The sequence below is a fragment of the Rhodococcus sp. ZPP genome (genome assembly GCF_017656075.1).
Lineage (GTDB): Bacteria > Actinomycetota > Actinomycetes > Mycobacteriales > Mycobacteriaceae > Rhodococcus_F > Rhodococcus_F oxybenzonivorans.
Genome location: NZ_CP058639.1, coordinates 584,568 through 607,315, shown reverse-complemented (window position 1 = coordinate 607,315; position 22,748 = coordinate 584,568). Strand labels below are relative to the sequence as shown.

20 protein-coding genes and 1 pseudogene are annotated in these 22,748 nt (G+C 64.7%); 4 read left to right on the top strand and 17 right to left on the bottom strand.

Annotated features, from left to right (window positions below):
- Positions 1 to 22: 22 nt before the first annotated feature.
- The 6 genes from HYG77_RS34065 to HYG77_RS34040 form a co-directional block, all read right to left on the bottom strand.
- On the bottom strand, positions 23 to 1,210 hold the full coding sequence (locus tag HYG77_RS34065) for a thiolase family protein (protein WP_208964002.1): 1,188 nt from the start codon (positions 1,208 to 1,210) through the stop codon (positions 23 to 25).
- Between the two features lie 103 nt (positions 1,211 to 1,313).
- A complete protein-coding gene (locus tag HYG77_RS34060) occupies positions 1,314 to 2,258 on the bottom strand; it encodes a TIGR03620 family F420-dependent LLM class oxidoreductase (protein ID WP_208964001.1) in 945 nt (314 codons plus the stop codon).
- Positions 2,255 to 3,964 carry an AMP-binding protein gene (locus HYG77_RS34055; protein WP_208964000.1) on the bottom strand — a complete coding sequence of 570 codons (1,710 nt, stop codon included), beginning with the start codon at positions 3,962 to 3,964 and terminating at the stop codon, positions 2,255 to 2,257. The genes HYG77_RS34060 and HYG77_RS34055 overlap by 4 nt, the downstream gene beginning before the upstream one ends.
- A 303-nt stretch (positions 3,965 to 4,267) precedes the next feature.
- Positions 4,268 to 4,906 carry a TetR/AcrR family transcriptional regulator gene (locus tag HYG77_RS34050; protein ID WP_280123335.1) on the bottom strand — a complete coding sequence of 213 codons (639 nt, stop codon included), beginning with the start codon at positions 4,904 to 4,906 and terminating at the stop codon, positions 4,268 to 4,270.
- 186 nt (positions 4,907 to 5,092) lie between these two features.
- Positions 5,093 to 5,578: a nuclear transport factor 2 family protein gene (locus HYG77_RS34045; RefSeq protein ID WP_208963998.1), complete on the bottom strand. Its 486-nt coding sequence runs from the start codon at positions 5,576 to 5,578 to the stop codon at positions 5,093 to 5,095.
- Positions 5,575 to 6,756 (bottom strand): NADH:flavin oxidoreductase/NADH oxidase, encoded by a 1,182-nt coding sequence (locus HYG77_RS34040; RefSeq protein ID WP_208963997.1) that lies wholly within the window; start codon positions 6,754 to 6,756, stop codon positions 5,575 to 5,577. The genes HYG77_RS34045 and HYG77_RS34040 overlap by 4 nt, the downstream gene beginning before the upstream one ends.
- Before the next feature lie 224 nt (positions 6,757 to 6,980).
- On the opposite strand from HYG77_RS34040, the gene HYG77_RS34035 reads away from it, so the two are divergent.
- The 3 genes from HYG77_RS34035 to HYG77_RS34025 are packed head-to-tail and all read left to right on the top strand — an operon-like array spanning position 6,981 to position 9,859.
- The gene (locus HYG77_RS34035) at positions 6,981 to 8,102 is read left to right on the top strand and encodes a Re/Si-specific NAD(P)(+) transhydrogenase subunit alpha (RefSeq protein WP_208964269.1); all 1,122 of its coding nucleotides are present in this window, start codon (positions 6,981 to 6,983) and stop codon (positions 8,100 to 8,102) included.
- Positions 8,103 to 8,435 (top strand): NAD(P) transhydrogenase subunit alpha, encoded by a 333-nt coding sequence (locus HYG77_RS34030; RefSeq protein ID WP_109328582.1) that lies wholly within the window; start codon positions 8,103 to 8,105, stop codon positions 8,433 to 8,435.
- A complete protein-coding gene (locus tag HYG77_RS34025) occupies positions 8,435 to 9,859 on the top strand; it encodes an NAD(P)(+) transhydrogenase (Re/Si-specific) subunit beta (protein WP_208963996.1) in 1,425 nt (474 codons plus the stop codon). Before HYG77_RS34030 ends, HYG77_RS34025 begins: the two co-directional genes overlap by 1 nt.
- A 705-nt stretch (positions 9,860 to 10,564) precedes the next feature.
- Here the strand turns inward: HYG77_RS34025 and HYG77_RS34020 are convergent.
- A pseudogene (locus HYG77_RS34020) lies at positions 10,565 to 11,067 on the bottom strand (integrase); the annotation flags it as partial.
- A gap of 443 nt (positions 11,068 to 11,510) precedes the next feature.
- Here HYG77_RS34020 and HYG77_RS34015 point away from each other — a divergent pair.
- Complete coding sequence (locus HYG77_RS34015; protein WP_208963995.1) at positions 11,511 to 12,203, top strand: alpha/beta hydrolase; 693 nt, start codon at positions 11,511 to 11,513, stop codon at positions 12,201 to 12,203.
- A gap of 69 nt (positions 12,204 to 12,272) precedes the next feature.
- On the opposite strand, the gene HYG77_RS34010 is transcribed toward HYG77_RS34015, so the two are convergent.
- The 10 genes from HYG77_RS34010 to HYG77_RS33965 all read right to left on the bottom strand — a co-directional run bounded on the left by HYG77_RS34010 (position 12,273) and on the right by HYG77_RS33965 (position 22,356).
- Positions 12,273 to 13,427 (bottom strand): hypothetical protein, encoded by a 1,155-nt coding sequence (locus HYG77_RS34010; RefSeq protein WP_244461484.1) that lies wholly within the window; start codon positions 13,425 to 13,427, stop codon positions 12,273 to 12,275.
- Between the two features lies 1 nt (position 13,428).
- Positions 13,429 to 13,785 carry a hypothetical protein gene (locus HYG77_RS34005; RefSeq protein ID WP_208963994.1) on the bottom strand — a complete coding sequence of 119 codons (357 nt, stop codon included), beginning with the start codon at positions 13,783 to 13,785 and terminating at the stop codon, positions 13,429 to 13,431.
- Complete coding sequence (locus HYG77_RS34000) at positions 13,782 to 14,789, bottom strand: phosphotransferase family protein (RefSeq protein ID WP_208963993.1); 1,008 nt, start codon at positions 14,787 to 14,789, stop codon at positions 13,782 to 13,784. The genes HYG77_RS34005 and HYG77_RS34000 overlap by 4 nt, the downstream gene beginning before the upstream one ends.
- Positions 14,786 to 15,988 (bottom strand): acetyl-CoA hydrolase/transferase C-terminal domain-containing protein, encoded by a 1,203-nt coding sequence (locus tag HYG77_RS33995; protein WP_208963992.1) that lies wholly within the window; start codon positions 15,986 to 15,988, stop codon positions 14,786 to 14,788. Before HYG77_RS33995 ends, HYG77_RS34000 begins: the two co-directional genes overlap by 4 nt.
- Positions 15,988 to 16,863, bottom strand: coding sequence for a cyclase family protein (locus HYG77_RS33990; RefSeq protein WP_208963991.1), 876 nt, complete (start codon positions 16,861 to 16,863; stop codon positions 15,988 to 15,990). Before HYG77_RS33990 ends, HYG77_RS33995 begins: the two co-directional genes overlap by 1 nt.
- Complete coding sequence (locus HYG77_RS33985) at positions 16,860 to 18,539, bottom strand: class I adenylate-forming enzyme family protein (RefSeq protein ID WP_244461483.1); 1,680 nt, start codon at positions 18,537 to 18,539, stop codon at positions 16,860 to 16,862. The genes HYG77_RS33990 and HYG77_RS33985 overlap by 4 nt, the downstream gene beginning before the upstream one ends.
- A gap of 157 nt (positions 18,540 to 18,696) precedes the next feature.
- Positions 18,697 to 19,461, bottom strand: a complete 765-nt coding sequence (locus tag HYG77_RS33980) for a crotonase/enoyl-CoA hydratase family protein (protein WP_208963989.1) — start codon at positions 19,459 to 19,461, stop codon at positions 18,697 to 18,699.
- Positions 19,458 to 19,859 (bottom strand): Zn-ribbon domain-containing OB-fold protein, encoded by a 402-nt coding sequence (locus tag HYG77_RS33975; protein WP_208963988.1) that lies wholly within the window; start codon positions 19,857 to 19,859, stop codon positions 19,458 to 19,460. Before HYG77_RS33975 ends, HYG77_RS33980 begins: the two co-directional genes overlap by 4 nt.
- 1 nt (position 19,860) lies before the next feature.
- Complete coding sequence (locus HYG77_RS33970; RefSeq protein ID WP_208963987.1) at positions 19,861 to 21,012, bottom strand: thiolase family protein; 1,152 nt, start codon at positions 21,010 to 21,012, stop codon at positions 19,861 to 19,863.
- A 12-nt stretch (positions 21,013 to 21,024) separates the two neighbouring features.
- Positions 21,025 to 22,356: an FAD-dependent oxidoreductase gene (locus HYG77_RS33965; RefSeq protein ID WP_280123334.1), complete on the bottom strand. Its 1,332-nt coding sequence runs from the start codon at positions 22,354 to 22,356 to the stop codon at positions 21,025 to 21,027.
- Between the last annotated feature and the right edge of the window lie 392 nt (positions 22,357 to 22,748).

Genomic DNA, 22,748 nt, shown 5'->3' with positions numbered 1-22,748 from the left:
CGAGTCTGCGGTGACCCGCCGTTCACAGCACCTCGACGATGGTGGCGTTCGCCATTCCGCCGCCTTCGCACATGGTCTGCAGGCCGTAGCGGCCTCCCGTGGCCTCGAGGTGGTTGACGAGGGTGGCCAACAGCCGTGTGCCGGATGCCCCCAGCGGGTGGCCCAACGCGATCGCTCCGCCTCGCGGGTTGAGCTTGGCCGAATCCACATCGAACTCGCGCTGCCAGGCCAGGGGCACGGGTGCGAAAGCCTCGTTGACCTCGAAGGCATCGATGTCGTCGATGCTCAGACCGGAGCGCTTGAGTGCCAGTTCGGTCGCCGGGATCACACCGGTCAGCATCAGCAGCGGATCCGATCCTGTGACGGCGAAGGTGTGGAAGCGGGCGCGTGGTGTCAGACCGAGTGCCTGCGCCCGCTCCTCGCTCATGATCAGTGCCGCGGAGGCACCATCGGTCAGTGGCGAGGAATTGCCGGGTGTGACCGACCAGCTGATCTCCGGGAACCGCTGTTCGAGGGCGGCATCGAAGAAGGACGGGCGTAGCCCGGCGAGGCCTTCGGCGGTGGTGGATGCGCGCACGGTTTCATCGCGCAGGTGCTCGGTGGTGCCGTCGTCCGTCGCAAGGTCGATGGGAACGATTTCGGTGTCGAAGGCGCCGGAGGACGCGTGGGCGGCGGCCCGTTCGTGCGACCGCGCCGCGTAGTCGTCCAGTTCGGTGCGCGACATCTTCCATCGCGCGGCGATGAGTTCCGCGCTCACGCCCTGGTTCACCAGTCCGTCGGGATAGCGGACACTCAAGGGTGCGAGCGGGTCGCCGCCGTGCATTCCGGAGAACATCGGGACACGGCTCATCGACTCGACGCCACCGGCGATGACGACGTCATAGGCGCCGGCGAGCACACCCTGGGCGGCGAAGTGCACCGCTTGCTGGCTGGAACCGCACTGCCGATCGATCGTCGTCGCCGGGACCGACTCGGCGAAGTCGGCGGCGAGTACTGCCGAGCGGGCGACATTGACGCCCTGGTCCCCCACCTGCCCCACGCATCCGATGATGACGTCCTCGATCACACTCGAATCCACACCGGTGCGGGCGAGGAGTTGCCGCATGGTGCTGGCCAGGAGGTTGACGGGGTGCACTGTCGACAGCGCTCCTCCGGGCTTTCCCTTTCCCGATGCGGTACGGACGATGTCGACGATCACTGCAGTTGGCATGTGTTCCTCACAGAGGTGGTAGGTGGTGCTGGCGTTCGGTGACGGCGGCACGGGTTGGCTTCGCGCTCAGTCGATGCCGGGCGATTGGTGGTGGCTGCCGCGGTCATCGGGATACTTCTTGGGAGATGAACTCGTCGACGGCGGTGCGGAGTTCCCGCCACTCCTCGAGTGGGGGGCTGTCACGATTTTCCGCGAGGAGATTGATCGCCACGTGGTCGGCGCCGGCGTCGAGTTGCGCGGCGACGCGGGAACGGATTCCGTCGGCCCCCCATGCAAACAGTTCGTCGATCAGGCGGTCACTGCCATTTCCCTCGAGATCGCTTTCGGTGAAACCGAGGCGTCTGAAGTGCCGCACATAATTGGGCAGCTCGTGGTAGAACCGCAGGTAGGTGCGCGCGATCTTCCGCGCTTCACTCTCGCTGTCGGCCATGATGGCCGGCTGGGTGACGGCGAGGAAGGAATGCGCTCCGAGCGCGGTCCGGGCGCGCCGGGTGTGATCGACGGTGGCGTTGTAGGTGAGTGCGCCGCCGGCCGCAGATCGTGCGAGGTGCAGCATCTTCGGGCCCAGGGCGCCGAGGATTGTCAGCGCCGAGTCGGGCACTTGCTGTCGTTCGGGCTGGTGCGCGATCTCGGTCAAGTACGCCGTCATCGCGGGGATCGGGGGGCCGAAACTCTGGCCTCGGCGCGCCACGAACGATTGGTGGCTCACGCCCAGCCCGAGCACGTAGCGGTCCCCGTACAACTCCCACAGCGCCCGGCGTCCGCTTGCCACCGACCGGGCGTCGCGTGCGTAGATGCTCGCGACCCCGGTTCCGATGGTCAGTCGTTCGGTGGCCGCCAGATAGGACGAGGCAGCGACGAGCGCGTCGCGGCCGGCGTCTCCCGGTAGCCACAGCGATGTGAAGCCCTGTTCTTCGATCTGGCGGGCAACCTCGAGTGCGCGCGGCACCGGCAGTGGGTCCAGCGTCGCGGTCCAGATCCCGACGAGCCCACCCGCGAACCGCCGGCGCTGCCGGTCGTTCTCCTCGCGAGTGGGCGGTTCGCTCATCCGCCGACTCCTACCGTGCCGCCCTGTGCGAGCTGATCGGTCAGAACGAACTTCTTGATCTTGCCCGATGGGGTGCGTGGAAGGGACTGGGTGACAACCAGTTTCTGCGGCCAGAACTGCTTCGACATTCCGACCTTCTCCAGGTGCTTGACCAGATCGTCGAGGGTCGGCGCGGGACCGGCGGGCACGACGACGGCGCACACACGCTCACCGAGTCGTTCATCGGGGTAAGCAACGACGGCGGCTTCCTGAACGTGCTCGTGGGTGAACAGCGCGTTCTCGATCTCCACTGCGGAAATGTTCTGGCCGCCCCGGATGATGATGTCCTTCGTTCGCCCTTCGATGCGGATGCCTCCGTCGGGGGTGACCCGGCCGAGATCGCCGGTGTCGAACCACCCGTCGGCGGTGAACGCCGCCGCAGTCAGCTCAGGCTGCTTGAAGTAACCGGCGAAAACGCTGGGGCCGCGGACCTGCAGGCTTCCCGTGGCACCGGTGAGCACCGATTGCCCGTGCTCGTCGACGATCCGTACGTCCTGCCAGGGAACCCGGAAGCCGTCACTCGCCCCGAGGGTGTGCACATCGGCGCCGAGTTGATGAATCGAGGCGATTCCGGTCTCCGAGCACCCCCAGAGCGAGACCAGGCTGGTCCCGAACAGCTTGTGCATGGACTCCGCCAACGAGGCGGGGATCGCGGCCCCTCCACAGGCGAACGCCCGGAAGGTCTCCTGAGTCCGAGGCCTCTGCTTCTGGGCCTCGATCATGTCGAGCGCGAAGGTGGTCGCCGACAGCGTCCAGGTGATGCCCTCCACGGCGATCGCGTCGAGCAATCCTTCGACGTCCCACACGTCTTGGTAGACGATCTTCTGCCCGGTCGACAGTGGAACCAACATGCCGTGGATGAAGCCGGTCAGATGGCCGAGCGTGGAGGCCATGAAGGCGACATCGTCCCCGGTGAGTTCGAGAGCACTGGTGACCACGCGGTGATAGCCCGACCACGCCGTGTTGTAGGTGTGCATGGCGGCCTTGGGCGTGCCCGTGGTACCAGAGGTGAATACGAGCATCGCGATATCGTCGGAACCGGGACGTCGCCGATCCAGTGCCTCGCACACGTCGGCGTCGATCTGACCCGACGATCCCAGGAACGTCTCCTCGAAGGACGAACACCCGGGCGTCTCCCGTGACGCGTTGAGCACGAAAACATGTTTCAGGGTAGGAGTTTCAGCTTTCAGTCCCTGCGCCATGGTCGCATAGTCGTACCCGCGGAATTCCTCGGGCACGAACAGCACCTTGGTGCCGGCATGGGCGAGCATGAACCGGAGTTCACGCTCGCGGTAGATGATGGGGATCGGGTTCGGCACGGCGCCCACGCGCATGGTCGCCAAGGCCAGAGCCGCACCCTCCCATCCGTTAGGGACCTGAATGGTGACGACATCGGCCGGCTGCACTCCGAGTTCGAGAAGCTGCGCCGCGAAGCGATCGACGAGTGCGCCGAGCTGTCCATACGTCACGGTGCTCGGAAGCACGGTCCCCTTGCTGTACGAGACCACGGCCGCCTTGTCGGGATGCCTACCGGCCGCGACCAGGAAGTCATCCAGGAAGGTTTCCTCACGCCAAAGGTTCTCCGCCTCGAATCGAGCCACGTCGTCCGCGTTGAACGGCCGCAGTGATGACTCGAAGACCGCACCCTTGTGCTGCCGCATCCGCATTTTTTGCCTCCTCGAAGCATCTTCAGCGCACTCCGCCAATATTCGAGCGGGCGCTTGATTTAATAACTGTAGGACGCCGTGCTGCTGCGGTCAAGGTCTGCTGGCTCCGTCTCTTGCCGGAACTCGAGACCTCGCCGACGCATGAACCGCTCGCATCGGTGACACGCTGAACTGTCTCCCACGATGACGGGGAAAATGTGCACGCCAGCCCGGCGCCTTCTCGGCTTCACGCGCGCCGAACGCCGGGTTTCGTACCTGAAACCCGGCGTTCGGCCTGTTCATCGCATTTCCGAGAAAGTGCCGTCAGGTGGGAGTAGGGAGTCCCACCATGCGGCGCGCCAGTCGCACGAAGTCGGCGGTGATTTCCTCGAGCCCCAACGGTCCCTGGGGGTCGTACCAACTCGACAGAGCGGTGATCATCGAGAGCAACGAATTCCGGGTGATGGCCAGGTCGACGATGTCGAATCGGTTCAGCAAGGTGCCGTCCCGGAGAATTTCGTGCAGTGTCGAATCGAATCGGTCCCGGAGTTCGATGTAGGACTCGTGACGGGCCCGGGACAGCGCCCGGGTCTCGATGGAGGCGATGAACGTCTCCTTGTGGCGCGCGATGTGCCATTTGACGAGAATCCGAACGAAGGTCTCGAGCCGGGACTCGACGTCATCGGGGTCGATCTCCCCCAGGCCCAGCTCGAGGTCTGCGACGATCTCCTCGAGAAGGTCGACAAGTAGCCGGTAGAGAAACTCTTCCTTACTTCGGAAGTAGTAGTAGAGCGACCCTGATTTCAACTCGGCCGCCTCGGCGAGCTGACGGGTGTTCATTGCCTCATAGCCATGCTCGAAGAGGAGCTCGACACCTGCCGATCGAACTCGTCTCCATGTCTCGTCACGACTAGAGCCCGCCGTCCTCAAATCAAACCTCTTCTCATGTCCGCGTCCTCTCACGTCCAGGCCGCGCCCGACCGGCAGCTGCGCCGCAAGTGAGCGACCCTCACGCGCATCCCCGATGTGGTCGCCGAATTTCCTCAGTCTAGCGACAGCTTCGACGGCGTCCGATCACCATTGCCGAAGGTCAACGCAACAGCCGGTGCCTTTGAGCCTCGATTCGATGACAGTGATGTGGGTGAGTTCCTAATTGCCCCCCACCCGCACGGGGGGAGGCGTGATGAGAGCAAGATCCATCGGCTCGGAGACGAACCATCGGCTGACCACTCGCTCGTGGAGTTTCCACTGCCCGTCTCGGCGTTCGCACTCGTCGTCGTACGTTGCGGCCACCAGGCATGGGTCACCCTCTGCGGTGACGCAGATCGCGAAGGAGTCGCTCACCGTTCGGGCACGGTCCGGCGAGTCGAACTCGATGATGTGGTTCGTCGTCCAGTGATGGGTGCTCACATAGCTTTTCGCGACGAAGTCGAGTGCGCTCGCCAACTCTGTCAGGCCCTTGAACCGACCGTTCTTGCGTCCCACGACATACTCCGCTTCCTCGTGCCAGATGGACAGGAAAACGGAGGGGTCACGGCGATCGATACCCAGACAATATTTGGCACCGAGTTCCATGATGGCGGCACGACTGTGCAGCTCGTCGATCCGGCGTGAGAGTTCCGTCGAGTCCGTCATAAATTGCTCCTCGGGGCCGTGGAGTTCGCGTGTTCACGTGACGGAGCGCCGGCGTCGGTGGCAGTGACGCGGTCCAGCTGGCGTCGGCGTTTACCGATCCAGGATTTGCTCTGCACCGGCAGGAGATCGAATCGGTCGCCTTCGCCGAACTGTGCCAGTTCTTCTCGTGCGGTCACCGGCCAGGATGGGTTGATGAGGGCTTCGCGACCGAATGCCACCAGGTCGGCGGCAGCGGTTCGAATGACGTCGTCGGCTTGTAGTGCATCGGTGATGAGACCGACCGCAAGGGTCGGAACTTCCGCTCGCCGCCGTAGTTCCGCGGCGAGTTGCACCTGGTAGCCGGGCCGGATCTCGTTGTAGTAGGGGCCGATTCCTCCGGAGGAGCAGTCGATCAGGTCTACTCCGACCTCCTTCAACTGCCGCGCAAGCTCGATCGAGTCCTCGATGGTGATGCCGCCGTGATCGCCGTCGATCACAGAAATTCGCACAAATAGTGGGCGCTCGTCCGGCCACACCTCACGAACAGCTTTAGCGACGCGTAGCGGAAAGCGCATGCGCCCTTCGAGATCCCCACCGTATTCGTCCGTTCGGGTGTTGCTCAGGGGCGAGAGAAAACTGTGCAGCAGGTAACCGTGCGCCGCATGGATCTCGAGGACGTCGAACCCGGACTCGGCGGCGCGCTTGGCTGCCGACGTCCAGGCGTCGAGCTGCTTGTCGAGTTCGGCAACGGTGAGCGCAGAGGGTCGTTGCCATCCCGCGGAGTGCGGTTTCTCCGTTGCCGAATAGATGTCCCACCGGCTGTCGTCCGGGCGCTCGTCCTCGGAAACCCATGGGGGAAGGGTTGCCGCCTTCGCCCCGGCATGGCCCAACTGCAGTCCGATCCGAGCGCCGTACGCGTGTGCGAAGTCGACGACACGGCGCAACGACGGAATCTGAGAGTCATCCCATATACCGAGGTCACCATAGGTAAGTCGCCCCTCAGGACTGATCGCCGTCGCCTCGACCATCACCAGACCGAAGCCGCCGAGAGCGAAGCGGCCGAGATGGACAAGATGGTAATCACTTGCGATACCCTGGTCGGCCGAGTACTGACACATCGGCGAAACGACGGTCCGGTTCCGGAAGGTGACGCCACGAAGGGTCCACTGGTCGAAGAGCCGATCAGGCGTGCCTTGCATTTCGGGTCCTTCCTCTCTTCCACATCAAACAGCCAGGTGGACGGCCTGTCACGCAGGTACGCCGCTTCCATCCCAGATTAATCGATCGGGTGATTGATTTATTGGTAAGCTATGCCACAGCGTCCGGAAGGTCAACGGTGAATCCGTGAAGCCGACGCGTCAACGCGACATCGTCACCACTTAGGCGATGCCTACCCACCAGCGCAGGAAGCCGAGAGATCGTGATTGCCGAGCCAGAAAACACGCAGGGTACGGCCAGAACCCACCCGACGGTTGGCGTTCCTCGTGAGTCGAACGAGGGCGAACGTCGGGTAGCGTTGGTGCCGAAGATCGTGGCCGCATTGACGGGTAAGGGTGTCGATGTGGTGGTCGAGTCGGGTGCCGGATTGGGCGCCTTGATCCCGGACGAATTGTACGTCGGGGCGGGCGCGAAGATCGGCGATCCGTGGTCGGCGGACGTGATCGTGAAGGTCGCGCCGCCGTCGGACGAGGAAGTGGGCCGGCTGCATGCCGGGCAGACGTTGATAGGGTTCCTCGCCCCCCGCAATCAGGACAACCAGGTCGCCGCGCTGAAGTCGGCGGGGGTGCAGGCGTTCGCGGTCGAGGCGATCCCGCGGATTTCCCGCGCCCAGGTGATGGACGCGCTCTCCTCGCAGGCGAACGTGGCCGGATACAAGGCGGTGCTGCTCGCGGCGTCGGAGTCGACTCGGTTCTTCCCGATGCTCACCACCGCGGCCGGTACCGTCAAACCCGCGACCGTGCTGGTGCTCGGTGTCGGTGTCGCCGGCCTGCAGGCATTGGCGACGGCGAAGCGGCTCGGTGGCCGGGCCACCGGCTACGACGTGCGCCCGGAGGTGGCCGATCAGGTTCGCTCGGTCGGTGCGCAGTGGCTCGATCTCGGGATCGACGCCGCCGGTGAAGGCGGGTACGCCCGTGAACTCACCGAAGCTGAGCGCGCGCAGCAGCAGCAGGCGCTCGAGGACGCGATCAAGGGCTTCGACGTCGTCATCACCACCGCCCTGGTGCCGGGACGTCCGGCCCCCCGGTTGGTGACCGCCGCCGCGGTGGAGGGCATGAAACCCGGCTCCGTGGTGGTCGACCTGGCCGGAGAGACCGGCGGTAACTGCGAGCTCACCGAACCCGGTCAGACCGTGGTCAAGCACGGGGTGACGATCTGCTCGCCGCTGAACCTGCCCGCGTCGATGCCCGAGCACGCCTCGGAGCTGTACTCGAAGAACATCTCCGCGCTGCTCGAGTTGATGTTGGTCGAAGGCCGGTTGGCCCCCGATTTCTCGGACGAAGTCCTTGCCGCGTCCTGCGTCACCCGTGAGGAGGGTGTGTCCTAGATGTATACCGAATTGTTGGCGAACATCGCGATCCTGGTGTTGTCCGGGTTCGTGGGGTTCGCGGTGATCTCGAAGGTCCCGAACACGTTGCATACCCCGCTGATGTCGGGGACGAACGCGATCCACGGCATCGTGGTGTTGGGTGCGTTGGTGGTGTTGGGCAAGGTCGACAATCCGCCGTGGGGTCTGCAGGTGATCTTGTTCGTGGCGTTGGTGTTCGGAACGATCAACGTGGTCGGTGGTTTCGTGGTCACCGACCGGATGCTGGGCATGTTCAAGTCCAAGCCCGCTTCTCCCGCCGCTGCTGTCGCTGAGAAGGGTGGGGACAAGTAATGGGATATGTGGTCAACGTGTTGTACATCGTGGCGTTCTCGATGTTCATCTACGGTCTGATGGGTTTGACCGGGCCGAAGACCGCGGTCCGCGGTAACCAGATCGCCGCGGTCGGCATGGGTGTCGCCGTGGTCGCCACCCTGATCGCGATCCGGGACACCTCCAACTGGGTGCTCATCGTCGCCGGTCTGGTGATCGGTGTGGTCCTCGGTGTGCCGCCGGCGTTGCGGACGAAGATGACGGCGATGCCGCAGCTGGTGGCGTTGTTCAACGGGGTCGGCGGCGGCACCGTCGCCCTGATCGCCTACGCCGAATTCCTCGACTCGGACGGGTTCACCGCCTTTCAGCACGGTGAGTCGCCGACCGTGCACATCGTGATCGCCTCGCTGTTCGCGGCGATCATCGGATCGATCTCCTTCTGGGGATCGGTGATCGCGTTCCTCAAGCTCCAGGAAACCCTGCCCGGCCGCCCGATCGGCATCGGCCGGTTGCAGCAGCCGCTGAACGCTCTGTTGCTGATCGGCGCGGTCGCGCTCGCGGTGATCATCGGGATCAAGGCGATCGACCCGACCGGACCCACCAGCGGGTGGTGGATCGTCGGAGTCCTCGTCCTCGCCGCGATCTTGGGGTTGATGGTGGTGCTGCCGATCGGCGGCGCCGACATGCCCGTGGTCATCTCGCTGCTCAACGCGCTCACCGGCCTGTCCGCCGCCGCCGCGGGTCTGGCCCTGAACAATCAGGCGATGATCGTGGCCGGCATGATCGTCGGCGCGTCGGGTTCGATCCTGACGAACCTGATGGCGAAGGCGATGAACCGGTCCATCCCGGCGATCGTGGCCGGCGGGTTCGGTGGCGGCGGGGCTGCCGCAGTGGCCGACGACGGCACGGTGAAGACGGCGAAGTCGACCTCGGCGGCGGACGCGGCGATTCAGATGGCCTACGCCAATCAGGTGATCGTGGTCCCCGGCTACGGGTTGGCCGTCGCGCAGGCCCAGCACGCGGTCAAGGACATGGCCAAGCTCCTCGAGTCGAAGGGCGTCGAGGTCAAGTACGCCATCCACCCGGTCGCCGGCCGGATGCCCGGGCACATGAACGTGCTGCTCGCCGAGGCCGATGTCGAGTACGACGCGATGAAGGAAATGGACGACATCAACGACGAGTTCGCTCGCACCGATGTCACCCTGGTGATCGGGGCGAACGATGTCACCAACCCGGCCGCCCGCAACGACCCGTCCAGCCCGATCCACGGGATGCCCATCCTGAATGTGGATCAGTCGAAGTCGGTGATCGTGCTCAAGCGGTCGATGAACTCCGGGTTCGCCGGTATCGACAACCCGCTGTTCTTCGCCGACACCACCTCCATGCTCTTCGGCGACGCGAAGAAATCCGTCGCCGACGTCACCGAGGAACTCAAAGCCCTGTAAAGCGTTCGAGATAGCTGCAGAGCGGGCCGTGCACCTGCCGCAGCCGATACGGCGGACATCGATCAAAGATTCACGCGCCTAACCATCCCGGCGATACCTGGTTCACAGAGAAAGGCAGTCAGATGAAGTACACGGATGACGCGGTGCTTGCATTCGCCTAAGTCCGGGCGCCGTACGGCGGCCCGTCGCAGGAGGACATTTTCGTCGAGTTCGGCATCACTCGGGTCTCGGTTTACCATCGTGTTCAATCGATGCTGGAGCCCTTCCTTCGGCCCCTATTTCCGATACTGAGAGACATCGGCTCACCGAGATCATCAACGGAATGTCAGGTCCGTGAGCGGTAGTATCCGCCGATTCGCCCAGCCGATCGCCATGTGCAAACCCAGATCGAGTTCCACAAGAGAAGTAACTACCTACCGGTCACAGCAGCCGTGATGCCAAACAGCCACAGCAACGAGGACCAGGGTTGGAACGCGTCGGCCAACGTCCACCCGACGATCACGAAAGCACCACCGGTTGTGGACTGTTACCCACCCACTCCAGTCACGGTGATCACAAGGTCGACGTACACGCCCAGAGGCCCGATCTCGGTGACAGCGTTCCGATCAGCGGGCGTTCTCCCGTATATCTCCACGGTCGCCGGGTGGGATTGCCCGTGCCGGCCTGGCGCTGTGATGTCGTGCGCGTCGGCACCGTTGCCTCCCCCACCGCGGGGACAGAGCTGTTGCGGAAGGCCTTGGTGACGAATCCGCCCGCGATGAGTGCCCGCCGAGTTGGGCGACGACATTCGCGTCGTACGCGGCTGTGTGGGCGCGGCGGCGGATCGCCGCATGCACCGCCGCTTCCGACCCCACTCGACCGGAACAGCGGTGCCCGCACCCGAATCCGCGGCAGAGCGCCCCGGCACATGCAACTCGAAAACCAGTGCGGTACGCAGCAACGGAACCTACCCGGTCGGCCGACGGTGTCGAACGCGGCGATCACCTGTTCCCACCGGAAATAGGGCGCACGGTGGACAACTGGCGTGGGAGGTGCGTGAACGGCAACGCCCGCGCAGCATCGGTACCTTCCTGGTCAGTCTTCGACCACCGCACATGGACCCCGTCCAACCGGTGCAGAGAGACGTTGCCACAGGTGAGGCCGACGAGGTCGCTGCGCCGGAATGCGCCGGCGAATCCCATCAACGACAAGGTGGAATCGCGGCGTTCGTGGGCGCGTGGCTTCTATCTATCCACAACTGGCACAGGCCCGTAGTGGCGACAACGAGACCGGTGTGCGGTCACGCGAAATCCGGGCTTGGGCTCGTAGGGAATCAGCGCTGCCATGACCCACGGCCTTCTTCGCCGCCGGATTCGCCCACCTCGAGTCCAAGCGCAGTCTGTTTTTCCTCTCGGGGCATTGGGAGCGGGTCAACTCGTGGGGTTGACGAATACGTCCTGCGCAGCTTAAATCGTATTCGAGACATCGAGTTGAAATTCGAATTCTCGAATAATTCTCGACCGCGTCGACGTGCTCGGGTGCCTCTCACTAGGCGCACGAGATCGTCCTGCGGGGTTTGACGTGTCGGGGCGAACGAATGCCTCGCTCACGAAGTAGCCACCTGCCGGGCGTCGATGCGACTCCCCGGCGTAAGCGGACTGAGGTGAATCGTATGGCCAAGCCCGTGCTTCTCGTGCACGGTGCCTTCACCGGATCATGGGTGTGGGACAAAGTGATCGCCGAACTGAAACGGCGCGGCATAAGGACAAGTACGGTGGAACTACCGAGCCAGCGTGCGGATGGAACGCTAGAGCGAGATGCCGAGGTAGTTCGTGACGCGCTGAAGGTTCTCGATGAGCCGGCCGTCTTGGTCGGTCATTCGTACGGTGGTGCTGTGATTACTCTTGCTTCTGCGGACAACGACGGCGTGGCACACCTCGTCTACGTCTGTGCGGCACTGCCGCAGGCGGGCGAAGCGGTAGGAGACCTCATAGGCCGCGACCCGGAGCCTCAGGGTGACCTCGGGGCAGCGCTCGAGCCGCGGGAGGACGGGACCGCCACGCTCAAGCGGGAGGCAGCACGGGAGTCCATGTTCAACGACGCCACAGACGAGCAAGTCGGCCCCATACTGGACAAAATGGGCCCACACGCTCTCGGCACGCTCGGTGAGGCTGCCACTGGACTGGGCTGGCAGCAACACCCCGCCACGTACGTGATCACGCTGCAGGACAGGCAATTTTCTGTCGCCTTGCAGCAGGAGTTCGCAAGCCATGTCGACACTGTCGTGAAGGTGGACGCGGGGCACGGACCGATGTTCACCAAGCCGGTCGAGATCGCCGAGGCGATTGCCGCAGCGGCAACCTGATCCCATGCAAAAAGGGCCGGGCCGGAATTCCTTCCGACCCGGCCCTTTTGCTACGGGATCAGCTGTGTCTCAAAGGAAGTCCCAGCCATTCCGCTCGGACACGCACGCCTCGTAGGCGACCGGATCGATGGTCTGATAAAAGCCGAGCACACTGGTACCGTCGTCGCGGGTGACACGGCAGAGGTGCTCATCGAGCCCGCGAATGCCGATGCGGGTCTCTGGCCGGGTGACGTCGAAGGTTTCACCCTCAGTCCTATCCGGGCCGTCATAGCCGCCTTGATGGATATCGCCGCCGGGAGTCCCGCCGTACATGCCACACCTCAGAAAGGCGCTTTGCTGGCCGATCTTCTCGTAGTGCAGTTGGGCCTTCTCGCCGGTATCGAACTGGTAGTCCACTACGCCCTCGGCGAAGATCTGGCTGTCCGGCTCGAAGCGCAACCGGCGGGTGGGCTTGAGGACCTTGGCGCAGCCTTTGCGGGCGTCGCCTAGGGGGTAATAGAGGCGGTCGCCCCAGATCGTCCAATCGGGGAAGGGGACGAAGGCATTGCCGTTGGTGCCGACGTGCAGGCCCGCGCCAAGCGACATGGCGGGACCACCGACGCCGCGGCCAGTCCCCCAGTGCCTGTCTCTCGTCCCGGCAGAACCGGGTCCGAGGTCGAACCGTTCACCGTCGACCTCCACCCAGCCGGAAACCTCGCCGAAACCTTCGAACCCGGTGGTCACGTCGTTGCGACGGCCGGGCGGCGTGCCCGCCGCTGAGTTGGACAGCGGTTCACGAAATATCTGCCGGGTAGTGTCGCGAAAGGTGAGATCGTAACTGATGCCCCACTCATTGGGCTCGAGAACGTAACGCCACTCGCGCAGACCGCGCACGATCACCGGAGCGATTGGCCCAACCCGCAAATCCGCACGATCGGCACCAATTGGGCGAAAACTGCGGACTGTGGTGTGTCGCCCACGGACATTGACGATCGCGTAAGCCTCGGCGCGGTCGAGATTGGGATAAAAGCTGCCGCCGGTCGCGATCACGACATCGCCGGTGGCGTCGTGCGAGACCATCCAGTAGCGCTCGTACGCGCGGGGGTCGCCGGTCCACATGACGCGGACCGGGTCGGGGGTTTGGTGGATGAGGAAGTCATCGAGCGGGGAGAGTGGGAACTGCTCGGCGAAGTATTTGTCGTCCACAATTAGGCCAGGGTGATCACTCATTTGCTCGTCTTCCATGTCAGGTCGGGTTGTTTACGACTCGGTTGCGCAGGTGTGCGCCGATCTGGGCGCGTGCGGAACCAGCGGGGAGTTCGTGAATGCGACGGGTTAGTGCACCGCGTAGCTCTTCGTTGCGGGCGATGGTCTCCGCTAAGTCACCCGGCTCGGGCTCCTCGACGTCGAGGAGTGCCGCAAGCCGGGCATTGTCGTCTCGGAGGAAAGGCAGGGCGTGGGACCATGATTCGCTTACCCGTTCAATCAGGCGTCGGGCGTTACGAACCAGTTCCCCGATGCCCAGTGGGGTCTGCGGGTCGCGCTCGACGAGGTGGAGCAGCCTGGCGGCGCCGGTGAGTTGTTCGTCGATCGTTGGTCTCATGCGGGTTCCTCCAGTACGGCGTCGAGCAGGGTGGTGAGGACGCGGCGGGTGGGGCGGTAGGGCTCCTCCGCGCGTCCGTCGAGAAACGCGCGCAATCCGCTGACTTGCATGACAGCTGTTTTGAAGGCCGAGAACGCGACCCACCAGTGCAATGCGATCCGGTCGACGGCGCCGCCGGTTTCCTGCTCGTAATAGCTGAGGAGATCCTCGGCTTCCCATGACCCGTCGATGGTGTGCTCGGAGGAACGCAGCGGCTGGGTGACCCAGCCGAGATCTTCGAGGGGATCACCCAGGTGCGCCAGTTCCCAGTCCAGCAGCGCGGAGACTTGGCTGTCCGCGAGTAAGAGGTTGCCCGGTTTGAAGTCGGCGTGGACAAGTACAGTCCGGCTCGACTTAGGGGCGCGTTCGCTGAGGATCGCCACCGCGTACTCCAGCTCCGGCCAGGGTTCGAGTTGGTTCTGGCGGAGGATTGCCGTCCACTGATCGAGTTCGGCGCGGGCAGCATGCGGCCCCGGATCGGAGAGCACTTCGCCGAGGCCGAGTGTGTACCAATCAACTGCGTGAACCTTAGCGAGCAGGGCACAGAATCGTCGAGCCAGGTCAACTCGCTCGGTAAGAGGGAACGCGGAGTTGTGCAGCACGCGGTAGTCGCAGATGCCAGGCAGTCGCTGCATGATCAGCGAGGGTCGGCCCAGTGCGTGGCCATCGGCGTCGAGCCAGCGGACGACGGGCGTGGGCAGCCCGCTCTTTTCCAGTGCCTGCAGAACCGCGAACTCCGTCGCGCGATCGGTGTCGATCAGTCCGCCCTCTGGGTCCGTGCGCAGGATCAGCGACTCCCGCTGCTCGGCCCCGTTGGAACCCTCAAATACGAGGTCGAAGAGCCAGTTGTCGCGGGAGCGACCACTGCCTGCCCGAGTCAGGTGAGCGATTCGCCCGTGGTGGGCGTCGGGATGCGCGGCAAGGAATCGTGCCAGCCGCGTACCGACCTCGGTCTCTTCTGTCATTGGTTCAGTCCTTCCCAGAGTGAGCCGCGATGCTCCGGCGCAGCGATCGAAATCATCAGTTCGGCCCGTTCCTGGAGGCCTCGGCCGCGCAGGTCGGCCACACCGTGCTCGGTAGCAACGAAATCGACGTTCGATCGAGCGGTGGTCACCGTCGACGGATTCAATCGGGTCACGATGCGGGAGTGCCGACCTGCGGTAGCCGGCAATGCCACGATCGACCGACCGTCCGGGCAGCGCTGAGCAGCGCGCAAGTATTCGGCTTGGCCACCGATCCCGCCGATGTATCCGGCGGGGATTTCCTCGGCGTTGACCTGACCGGAGAGGTCAACCTGGAGCGCGGAGTTTACCGCGACGAACCGGTCGATGGTGCCTGCCGCGGCTGGGCCCACGACTTCGCGGACCGGTCGGACCTGCACGGGCGAGACGGACACGTACTTGTACAGCTCTGGCGATCCCGCCGCTTCGCTGATCACCACTGCCCCTGGCGCGGAGCGCAGCGCCCCGGCGGTGGCGAGGTCGAGCAGCCAGTCTCCCGCCAGGGTGGAGCGGATCGCGAGACCTCGGCGTTCGGTCAACCCTTGCCCGATTGCCGACGGCACCGCCCCGATCCCGAGCTGGAGGGTGGCGCCGTCGGGTATCAGATCAAGGACGTGAGCGGCGATGCGCCGGTGCACCTCACCGATGGTGGGAGGGGGGAGGGCCGGCAGTGGCCGGGAGGTCGCGATGGTGGCCGTGAATGTCGAGTGGTGTAGTCGTGGAGCGCAGGTAGTGGGAAGCTGCTCGTTGACCTCGGCGATGACTGCTCGGGCATGTCCAATCAGCTCGTAGGTGTGATCTACGGCCATTCCGAGGCTGTGACATCCCTGCGGGTCGGGTGCCGCGACTTGTATCAGGAGCACCAGCTTCTGACCGCGGTGCGTTAGAACCCGGGGCAAGTCGTCGAAATGTGTGGGGATCACCTCGAGCTGGGCATTGTTCGGTGGGCGGGCCAGTGGACCCAGCGCCCCGAACGATAGCAACGGCAACGACGATGACCGTGTCAGTGCCGTGCTGTGTGACAGCCCGACGAACACCTCGACCCCGGACGGGGCCGCGGCCAGCAGCTGCTCCAGAAGGGGGGTGGGCTCGCCGACACCCCCGGCTACGACGACGAGGTCCCCGTGCCGCAGCAGTGATGTCCAGTCCTTTCCCGCCGGCATCACAGCACGGCCACCGGGGTGACCGGGCTCCCTGTCGACCCCACCAGCGGGAGAGGGGCGAACAACAGCAGAAAGGTCGATCGCGCGTCTTCGGCCAGCGTGCGCGCCAGGACGGCGAGGTTCAGGTTCTCTATCAGCGGCACCCCATGCTGATGTAGCAGGACAAGATGGGCGGGGAACCCGGGCTCGGAAGTCTGCCGCTCTACCGCGTAGTTGTCCGCTCCGACCAGCGCGACGTCGCGTGCGGCGAGCCAGTTCGCCGCCTCGGCGGTGATTCCGGGCTCGTCGGCGAAGTAGTCCGCAGCTGTCCCATGCGACTCCCACCAGCCTGTCCGGACCAGCACGGCGTCCCCGGGCTCGGGGGCGACTCCCGCCTCCGCGATCCCGCGCTCAAGATCGGCGGCGTCCACCGGTGTTCGCGGCGGCAGCGGGCCGCCGGTGACCGCGACCATGTCGACGAGCACTCCGCGTGTGACGACGGGGGTCAGGTGTTCCGCCCCGCAACGCTGGGCACCGCGGGTGGTCCGGGTCGAGCTGTCGGGATGGCCGTTGTAGAGATGTTCACCGGACCAGGCGTGAGACAGCGCATCCACATGCGTGCCACTGTGCGTGGAAAATTGCACGGTGTCCTCGGCGAATTTGAACCCGCCGGGGGCGCGGGCGCCGAGGGCGTAGTCCCCAGCATCGCGGTTCATGAACCGGAGGGGTCCGGACCGGTGCCCCGGGGACGGGGTGTGTGGCCCGAGCGGCTGGGCCAGTGACAACGTCCGACCGGACCGGACCAGTCCCGCCGCCCGCCGTGTGACTTCCGGGGTGACGAGGTTCAATGCCCCAGCCTGATCCTGCTCGCCCCAACGGCCCCAGTTCCCGATCATGAGGTGCCGGCCCCCTCCGCCGCCAGCGCGGCGTCGACGAGCACGACTGCATCCGGTTTCAGCAGCCGTCGGGCAATCTTGCCGGTGTCCGTGCGCGGCAACTCAGTCACGAAGGAGATCAGCCAAGGAACCTTGTAGCCGGCGATCCGCTCCTTGCAGTAACGGGTCAGCTCCTCTGGTGTGATCCGGTCCGAGCGTGGGATCACGAAGGCGATCGCCACCTCATCCTTCGACGGATGCGGGGCTCCCACGACCAACACCTCACGCACGTCGGGATGCTCGGCGAGGAAGCTCTCCACCTCCGCGGGCGAGACATTGATCCCGGAGACCTTGATCATGTCGGTTGCCCGGTCAACAAAGGACACGGTGCCATCCGGATTGAGCATGAGCCGGTCACCGGTCCGGAACCATCCGTGGCTCGTGAAAGCGGCGGCATTAGCGGTCTCGTCGCCGAGGTAACCGGGGGTGATGCGGCCACGTACCTGCGCCTCGCCGGCCTGGCCCACGGGAAGCACGGCTCCCGTCTCTTCGTCCACCAAGCGGATCTCGACGCCGGGCAGCGGGTGGCCCTGGGTGGCCATCCGATCGGCCAGCGACATCCGGTGATCGGTGACGCAACAGTTGCCGTAGGTCTCCGTGGAGCCGTAGATGTTGCAGATCTCCGGCACACCCAACTCGACTACTGCGCGCTGCACGGTGTCGGGACGACCGATGGTGAGCCCGGTACGCAGTGAATCAATCGCCCGCATCTGCTCTGCACACTGAGTGGTGAGAGCGTCGATCATCGCGGGGAGAAGATATGCCGCGGTGACACGCTCGCGTTGCATCAGGTCCACGGCCTCAGTCGCGATGAACTGTTCCTGCACAACGAGACAAGCCCGGTGGGTCATCGTGGCCAGTGCCGCGTTGGCGCAGCCGTAGCTCCAGAACAGTGGTGATCCGAGCCATACGCGATCCTGCTCGCTCAAACCCATCCGCTCGCCGATGTGGAACGCATTCACTAAGAGGTCGCGGTGGCAGAGTGGCACTGCCTTGGGCGTACTCGTCGAGCCTGAGGTGTAGAGGACGTACGCCACGCGTTCGCCCAGACCGGTCGGCTCCTCGATCGGGGTTCCGGTGGTGTGCCGATCGATGAGATCGGCCCACGAACTCACGGCGGCCGGATGATCGTCGCCGATGACCAAGACGTGTCGGAGGTTGGGGAATCGGGTGCTGCGCAACGGTCCTGGGTCATCGATCTCCGGAATCAGGGCGCGAAGCTGGGCCACCAGGTCCGTGCCCCGCACTCGGTCGGCCATGACGAGGACCGACGCTCCGGAGGAGCGCAGTAGGAAGTCGAGGTCGTAGGCCTTGGCCCAGGTGTTGAACGCGTCTACCCGGGCGCCGCAACGCATGGCACCGAATGCCACGGGAATCCATTCGGCGATATTGGGCGCCATCAAAGCGACGGCGTCATCCTCCCGCACTCCGAGATGGTGGAGCACCCGCGCAGCGACCTGGCTTTTCGCGGCGAGTTCTGCGTATGTCAGCCGCGTCGTCTTGGAGACGAGCGCATCACTCGAGGGTGTTTCCGCAGCGCAGGCGTCGAGTAGTTCGGGCAAAGTCTGGGCAGTCGGCGGCGGCGCGAGGAATCCCTCGGCTCTGGTGCCCTGCTCCGGCACGGTGGTTCCTGACACGGTATTGCCTCTCCTCATGCATGCCCCTGGGGTTAGCTGCAGTCCGGGATTCAGATTAATGAATGTAATTTCTATATATCGAATCTAATTATTTACTGTTACACCGCCAAAAGGACCGCGGCACCAGGTAGCCGGTGAAACTTGTTGCGAGCGGGCGTCAGTGGCCGGTCCACTTCGGCTTGCGCTTTTCGGCGAAGGCACGCGCGCCTTCCTCCGCGTCGTCGGAGGTGAGAACGGTCGAGGTGATCTCGTCCTGTCGGGCGAAGCTCTCCTCCGTGGACCAGTCACGCTGCTCGAGGATGACTTGCTTACTCGCGGCGACAGACAGTGGCGCGTTATCGATGATCCGGCGGGCAAGTCGGGTGGCCTCAGCAAGCGCCCCACCGGGCTCGGTGAGCCGGTTGACCAGGCCATAAGCATGCAGGCGTTGTGCATCGACGGGGTCCCCGGTCAGGGCTATTTCCATCGCGACGCGCTGCGGAATCACGCGCGGCAGGCGAATAAGGCCGCCGGCCGCGGCCGCGAGGCCGCGCTTTGCCTCCGGCAGGCCGAAGACCGCGTCCCGCGCGGCGACGACGAGGTCACAGGCCAAGGCAGCCTCGAACCCACCGGCGAGCGCGTACCCCTCGACGGCTGCGATCAACGGCTTTTCCGTCGGCGTGCGGGCGATACCCATCAGCCCGCGGTGCTTGACCCGAGTGCTCTCGCCGCGCAGGAACGCCTTGAGATCCATTCCGGAACAAAAGGTGCCGCCGGCACCGGTGAGGATACCGACCCGGAGATCCGAGCGGGCGTCGAGCTCATCGACGGCCGCGCACACTCCGTAGGACACGGCGCCGTCGATGGCGTTACGGACCTCCGGCCGATTGATGGTGATGACCATCAATCCGTCATCGACCTGAACGAGTACAGGGTCGGTCATTGTGGTTGCTCTTCCTGTCGTACTCGAGTGGCGGCAGTGAAGACGGGGATTGGCCGCTCGTCTGCCCGCGTCTCGAAGCCGAGGTGAACGGGGAGGCCGATACGGAGCGGCGCGTTGTCGGCGAGACGACCGAGCACTCGGACGCCCTCCTCCATGTCCACCGTGACCAGGGTGTAGGGGACCTGGTCGCGAACGTCGGAAGTGAAGGCGTGGTGGCTGACCGTCCACGAATGGACCGCGCCGTGCCCGCTCGCCGTTACGTGTTCCACGGCAAAAGAGTGACAGGTGGAGCAGAGCATCTGCGGGTAGTGGCGAATGCGCCCGCAGTCCCCGCACTTCTGCAGGACCAGCCGGCCCTCAGCAGCGCCGGCCCAGTAGGCGTCGGACAGATCAGCCATGTCAAGCCCCTTCCATGATCGCTACGGCGCCATCGCCCATGTCGCCATAGCCGGTGACCAGACCGACCCGGGCTCCGTCGACCTGCGCGGCGCCGCCGTCCCCGCGCAGTTGCCGGACGAGCTCGACGACGTGATTCATCCCCAGCATGTGCCCCTGGGACAGCAGTCCGCCGTGGGTATTGGTGGGCAGTGCCCCGCCGAGACGGAGTCGGCCGTCCTCGACGAATTTGCCGCCGTCGCCCTTGGCGCAGAATCCGAGGTCCTCGAGCTGGCAGAGCACCACCCAGGTGAAGCAGTCATAGATCTCCGCGACATCGATGCTCGCGTGCGAGATGCCAGCCATCGAGAAGGCGATCGGCGCGGCCTTGGCGACGCCGACGGTGGTCAGGTCGGAACGCTGAGTGATGGCACTAGGCGAGTCAGGATGACCCATCGCCACCCCACGCAAGACGACGGGGCGGTGCCGTAGGTCCCGGGCACGTTCGGGGGTGGTAACGACGTAGGCGGCGCCGCCGTCGCTTTCGAGGCTGCAATCGAGCAGTCGGAATGGATCGGTGATCATCCGTGAGTTCTGGTGGTCCTCGACCGTGATGGGGGTGCGCATCACGGCGTGTTCGTTGAGTACCGCGTGTGAACGCACCGCGACGGCGATCTCGGCCAGCTGACGGCTGGTGGTGCCGTAGAGCTCCATGTGCCGGCGGGCCATCGGGGCGTAGAGCTGGGCGGGGGCGATAGCACCGACGGGGCGCTCGAACTCGGTAATGTAGTGGAACTGGGGCATCTGGTGGATACGCACCCCGGCTCGGGCGCCGCTGCTGACGTTGCGCCCGGACGGAACGAGAACAGTGGTGCAGATTCCGGCGGCGACGGCGGCCGTAGCCATCTGGATGGCACCGACAGCGCTGGCTCCGCCGTGCGGTACCAGTCCGGAGAATCGAAGGTCGGTGAGGCCGAGGTTGTGGATGTACTCCTCTGCCGGGGCCCCAGTGATTCCGATGGGAATCACCCCGTCGACGTCTCGCGGCCGCAGCCCGGCGTCTTCGATTGCGACGAGTGAGGCCCTCAGCTGCAGCTCTAGAGCGCTCTCCGTGGCCGACCGAGAGTATGGGGTCTCGCCGATGCCGGCGATGGCCGCGGCGCCGTTGAGTGTCATGGGGGGAGTCTCCTATTTGGGGTGGTTGTCAACGGTCCGCGTCGTCGCCCCGCCGAGGAGCTTCCGGATTTGGCGGCGGTAGCGCACCGGATCCAGTTCCAAGCCGTAGCGGGCGCTGCCGGGGAAGTGTTTAGCCAAGAAATGATGCTCGCGGGCGATGTCTCGGTGCATTCCCGCGGCGTCTGGGAGGGCGGCGTCGCCACGCAGTGCGGCGGTCACAAGCCGCGACTGAACGTCCATCATCGCGATGTTCGCGCCACCGGAAACATTGAAGAACCCGATGAAGTACATTCCCGGCCAGTCTGGGTGCACCACCCGCTTGTAGGCCTTGATCTGGTGTTCGACGATCGGGGAGACCTTCTTCGACAGAAAGGGCAGGTCGATCTCGTATCCGGTGGCCGCAATAATCGTGTCGACCTCGGCGCTGGTGCCGTCGACGAACGTCACCATCTGCCCGTCGATTCGTGCGACGCCGGGGCGAACGTCGATGCGACCGTAAGACACATGCGCCATATAGGTGGCGCTACTGGCAGGGTGCGTGCGAGTTGTCGGGGTCCGGAACCCCCATTGTTCCGGGCGCCCGTGGTAGACCCGGCTGATCCAACGCATAGCTTGCCGTTGCACCACCCACGGCAGCCAGCGTTTGTTGATCTTCGCCAGCACCCGGGCCGCGGGAACCCCCAGGATCATCCGCGGCATGATCAGAATAGGCGAGCGCGCGGAGCTGAGAGTGTGCGCCGCGAACGGCACCAGGTCCGATGCGATGTCGAGCCCACTATTTCCCGCCCCGACTACCAGCACCCGCTGCCCTGCAAAGGGTGCAGGTTCGCGGTAGGAGTTGGAATGCAGGTATCGGCCGGTGAACTCGGTAGCCCATGGCGGGTGCGCGGGTAGGCCCTGATGCCCACTGGCAACCACGACGACGTCGAATGTCTCCTCGCTGCCATCCTCGGTCCGCACGGTCCAGCCGGTGCCGGGCTCTCCTTCGACCGGTTCAACCGCACTCACCCGGGTGCGAAAGCGGATGCGCTCGCCTATGCCGAAATGATCGGCGACCGACTCCAAATATGACCGTACGTGCTGGTGATCAGGGAACAAAGGCGTGTCGTCCGGAAACGGAAAGCCCTCGTACGACGTGCTCCGAGGCTCCGAATTGATGTGCAACGAGGAGTAGGCGACGCTGAGACCATTGTCGTTGTCATAGACCCAGAGTCCACCGACATACGATCCCGCCTCGAACACTACGACGTCATGTCCGTCTGCCAACAGGTGGCGGGCCGCGCTCAGGCCTGCCGCCCCGGCCCCAATCACCGCACAGCGCCTCGCCTCAGACACTTCGCACATCCGAATGGTCGGCACCGCCGAGCGGCAAGGGAATGCTAGTCATCAACCGATCTCCTCTATGGACAGTCGGATCCCAAATCTCGAATCACAATTCCTAACTTCGATAAGTTAAGCGGATGCGGCACCCTAAGGTCAAGGTGTACGACGCGACCGGCATCCGTCAGGCGGGAATAGGCGCCGAACAACCCTCGCTCCCGGTGACCACACCAAATGTCTTGCTATGCGAGGAATCCCGGTTCGACGAGCGAATGGCCGGAACAACGCCTGCGGCCGGGGACCGCCGCGGATGTCGGTGCGCTGACGCGGAAACAACGGTGCCGTCCGGGCACTGCCCTTGACGTAATGACCCAACCGGGGTTACACATTCTCGAATATGACTTCCGATTTTCGAC

Bases quoted from the DNA above. Each gene is read 5' to 3' on its own strand.
- HYG77_RS34030 (WP_109328582.1), top strand. From the start codon at position 8,103: ATGTATACCGAATTGTTGGCGAACATCGCGATCCTGGTGTTGTCCGGG.
- HYG77_RS34025 (WP_208963996.1), top strand. From the start codon at position 8,435: ATGGGATATGTGGTCAACGTGTTGTACATCGTGGCGTTCTCGATGTTC.
- HYG77_RS33970 (WP_208963987.1), bottom strand. From the start codon at position 21,012: ATGACACTCAACGGCGCCGCGGCCATCGCCGGCATCGGCGAGACCCCA.
- HYG77_RS34065 (WP_208964002.1), bottom strand. From the start codon at position 1,210: ATGCCAACTGCAGTGATCGTCGACATCGTCCGTACCGCATCGGGAAAG.
- HYG77_RS34045 (WP_208963998.1), bottom strand. From the start codon at position 5,578: ATGACGGACTCGACGGAACTCTCACGCCGGATCGACGAGCTGCACAGT.
- HYG77_RS33990 (WP_208963991.1), bottom strand. From the start codon at position 16,863: ATGATCGGGAACTGGGGCCGTTGGGGCGAGCAGGATCAGGCTGGGGCA.
- HYG77_RS33965 (WP_280123334.1), bottom strand. From the start codon at position 22,356: ATGTGCGAAGTGTCTGAGGCGAGGCGCTGTGCGGTGATTGGGGCCGGG.
- HYG77_RS33975 (WP_208963988.1), bottom strand. From the start codon at position 19,859: ATGGCTGATCTGTCCGACGCCTACTGGGCCGGCGCTGCTGAGGGCCGG.
- HYG77_RS33995 (WP_208963992.1), bottom strand. From the start codon at position 15,988: ATGCCGGCGGGAAAGGACTGGACATCACTGCTGCGGCACGGGGACCTC.
- HYG77_RS34000 (WP_208963993.1), bottom strand. From the start codon at position 14,789: ATGACAGAAGAGACCGAGGTCGGTACGCGGCTGGCACGATTCCTTGCC.
- HYG77_RS34005 (WP_208963994.1), bottom strand. From the start codon at position 13,785: ATGAGACCAACGATCGACGAACAACTCACCGGCGCCGCCAGGCTGCTC.
- HYG77_RS34060 (WP_208964001.1), bottom strand. From the start codon at position 2,258: ATGAGCGAACCGCCCACTCGCGAGGAGAACGACCGGCAGCGCCGGCGG.
- HYG77_RS34010 (WP_244461484.1), bottom strand. From the start codon at position 13,427: ATGGAAGACGAGCAAATGAGTGATCACCCTGGCCTAATTGTGGACGAC.
- HYG77_RS34055 (WP_208964000.1), bottom strand. From the start codon at position 3,964: ATGCGGATGCGGCAGCACAAGGGTGCGGTCTTCGAGTCATCACTGCGG.
- HYG77_RS33980 (WP_208963989.1), bottom strand. From the start codon at position 19,461: ATGACCGACCCTGTACTCGTTCAGGTCGATGACGGATTGATGGTCATC.
- HYG77_RS34015 (WP_208963995.1), top strand. From the start codon at position 11,511: ATGGCCAAGCCCGTGCTTCTCGTGCACGGTGCCTTCACCGGATCATGG.
- HYG77_RS34040 (WP_208963997.1), bottom strand. From the start codon at position 6,756: ATGCAAGGCACGCCTGATCGGCTCTTCGACCAGTGGACCCTTCGTGGC.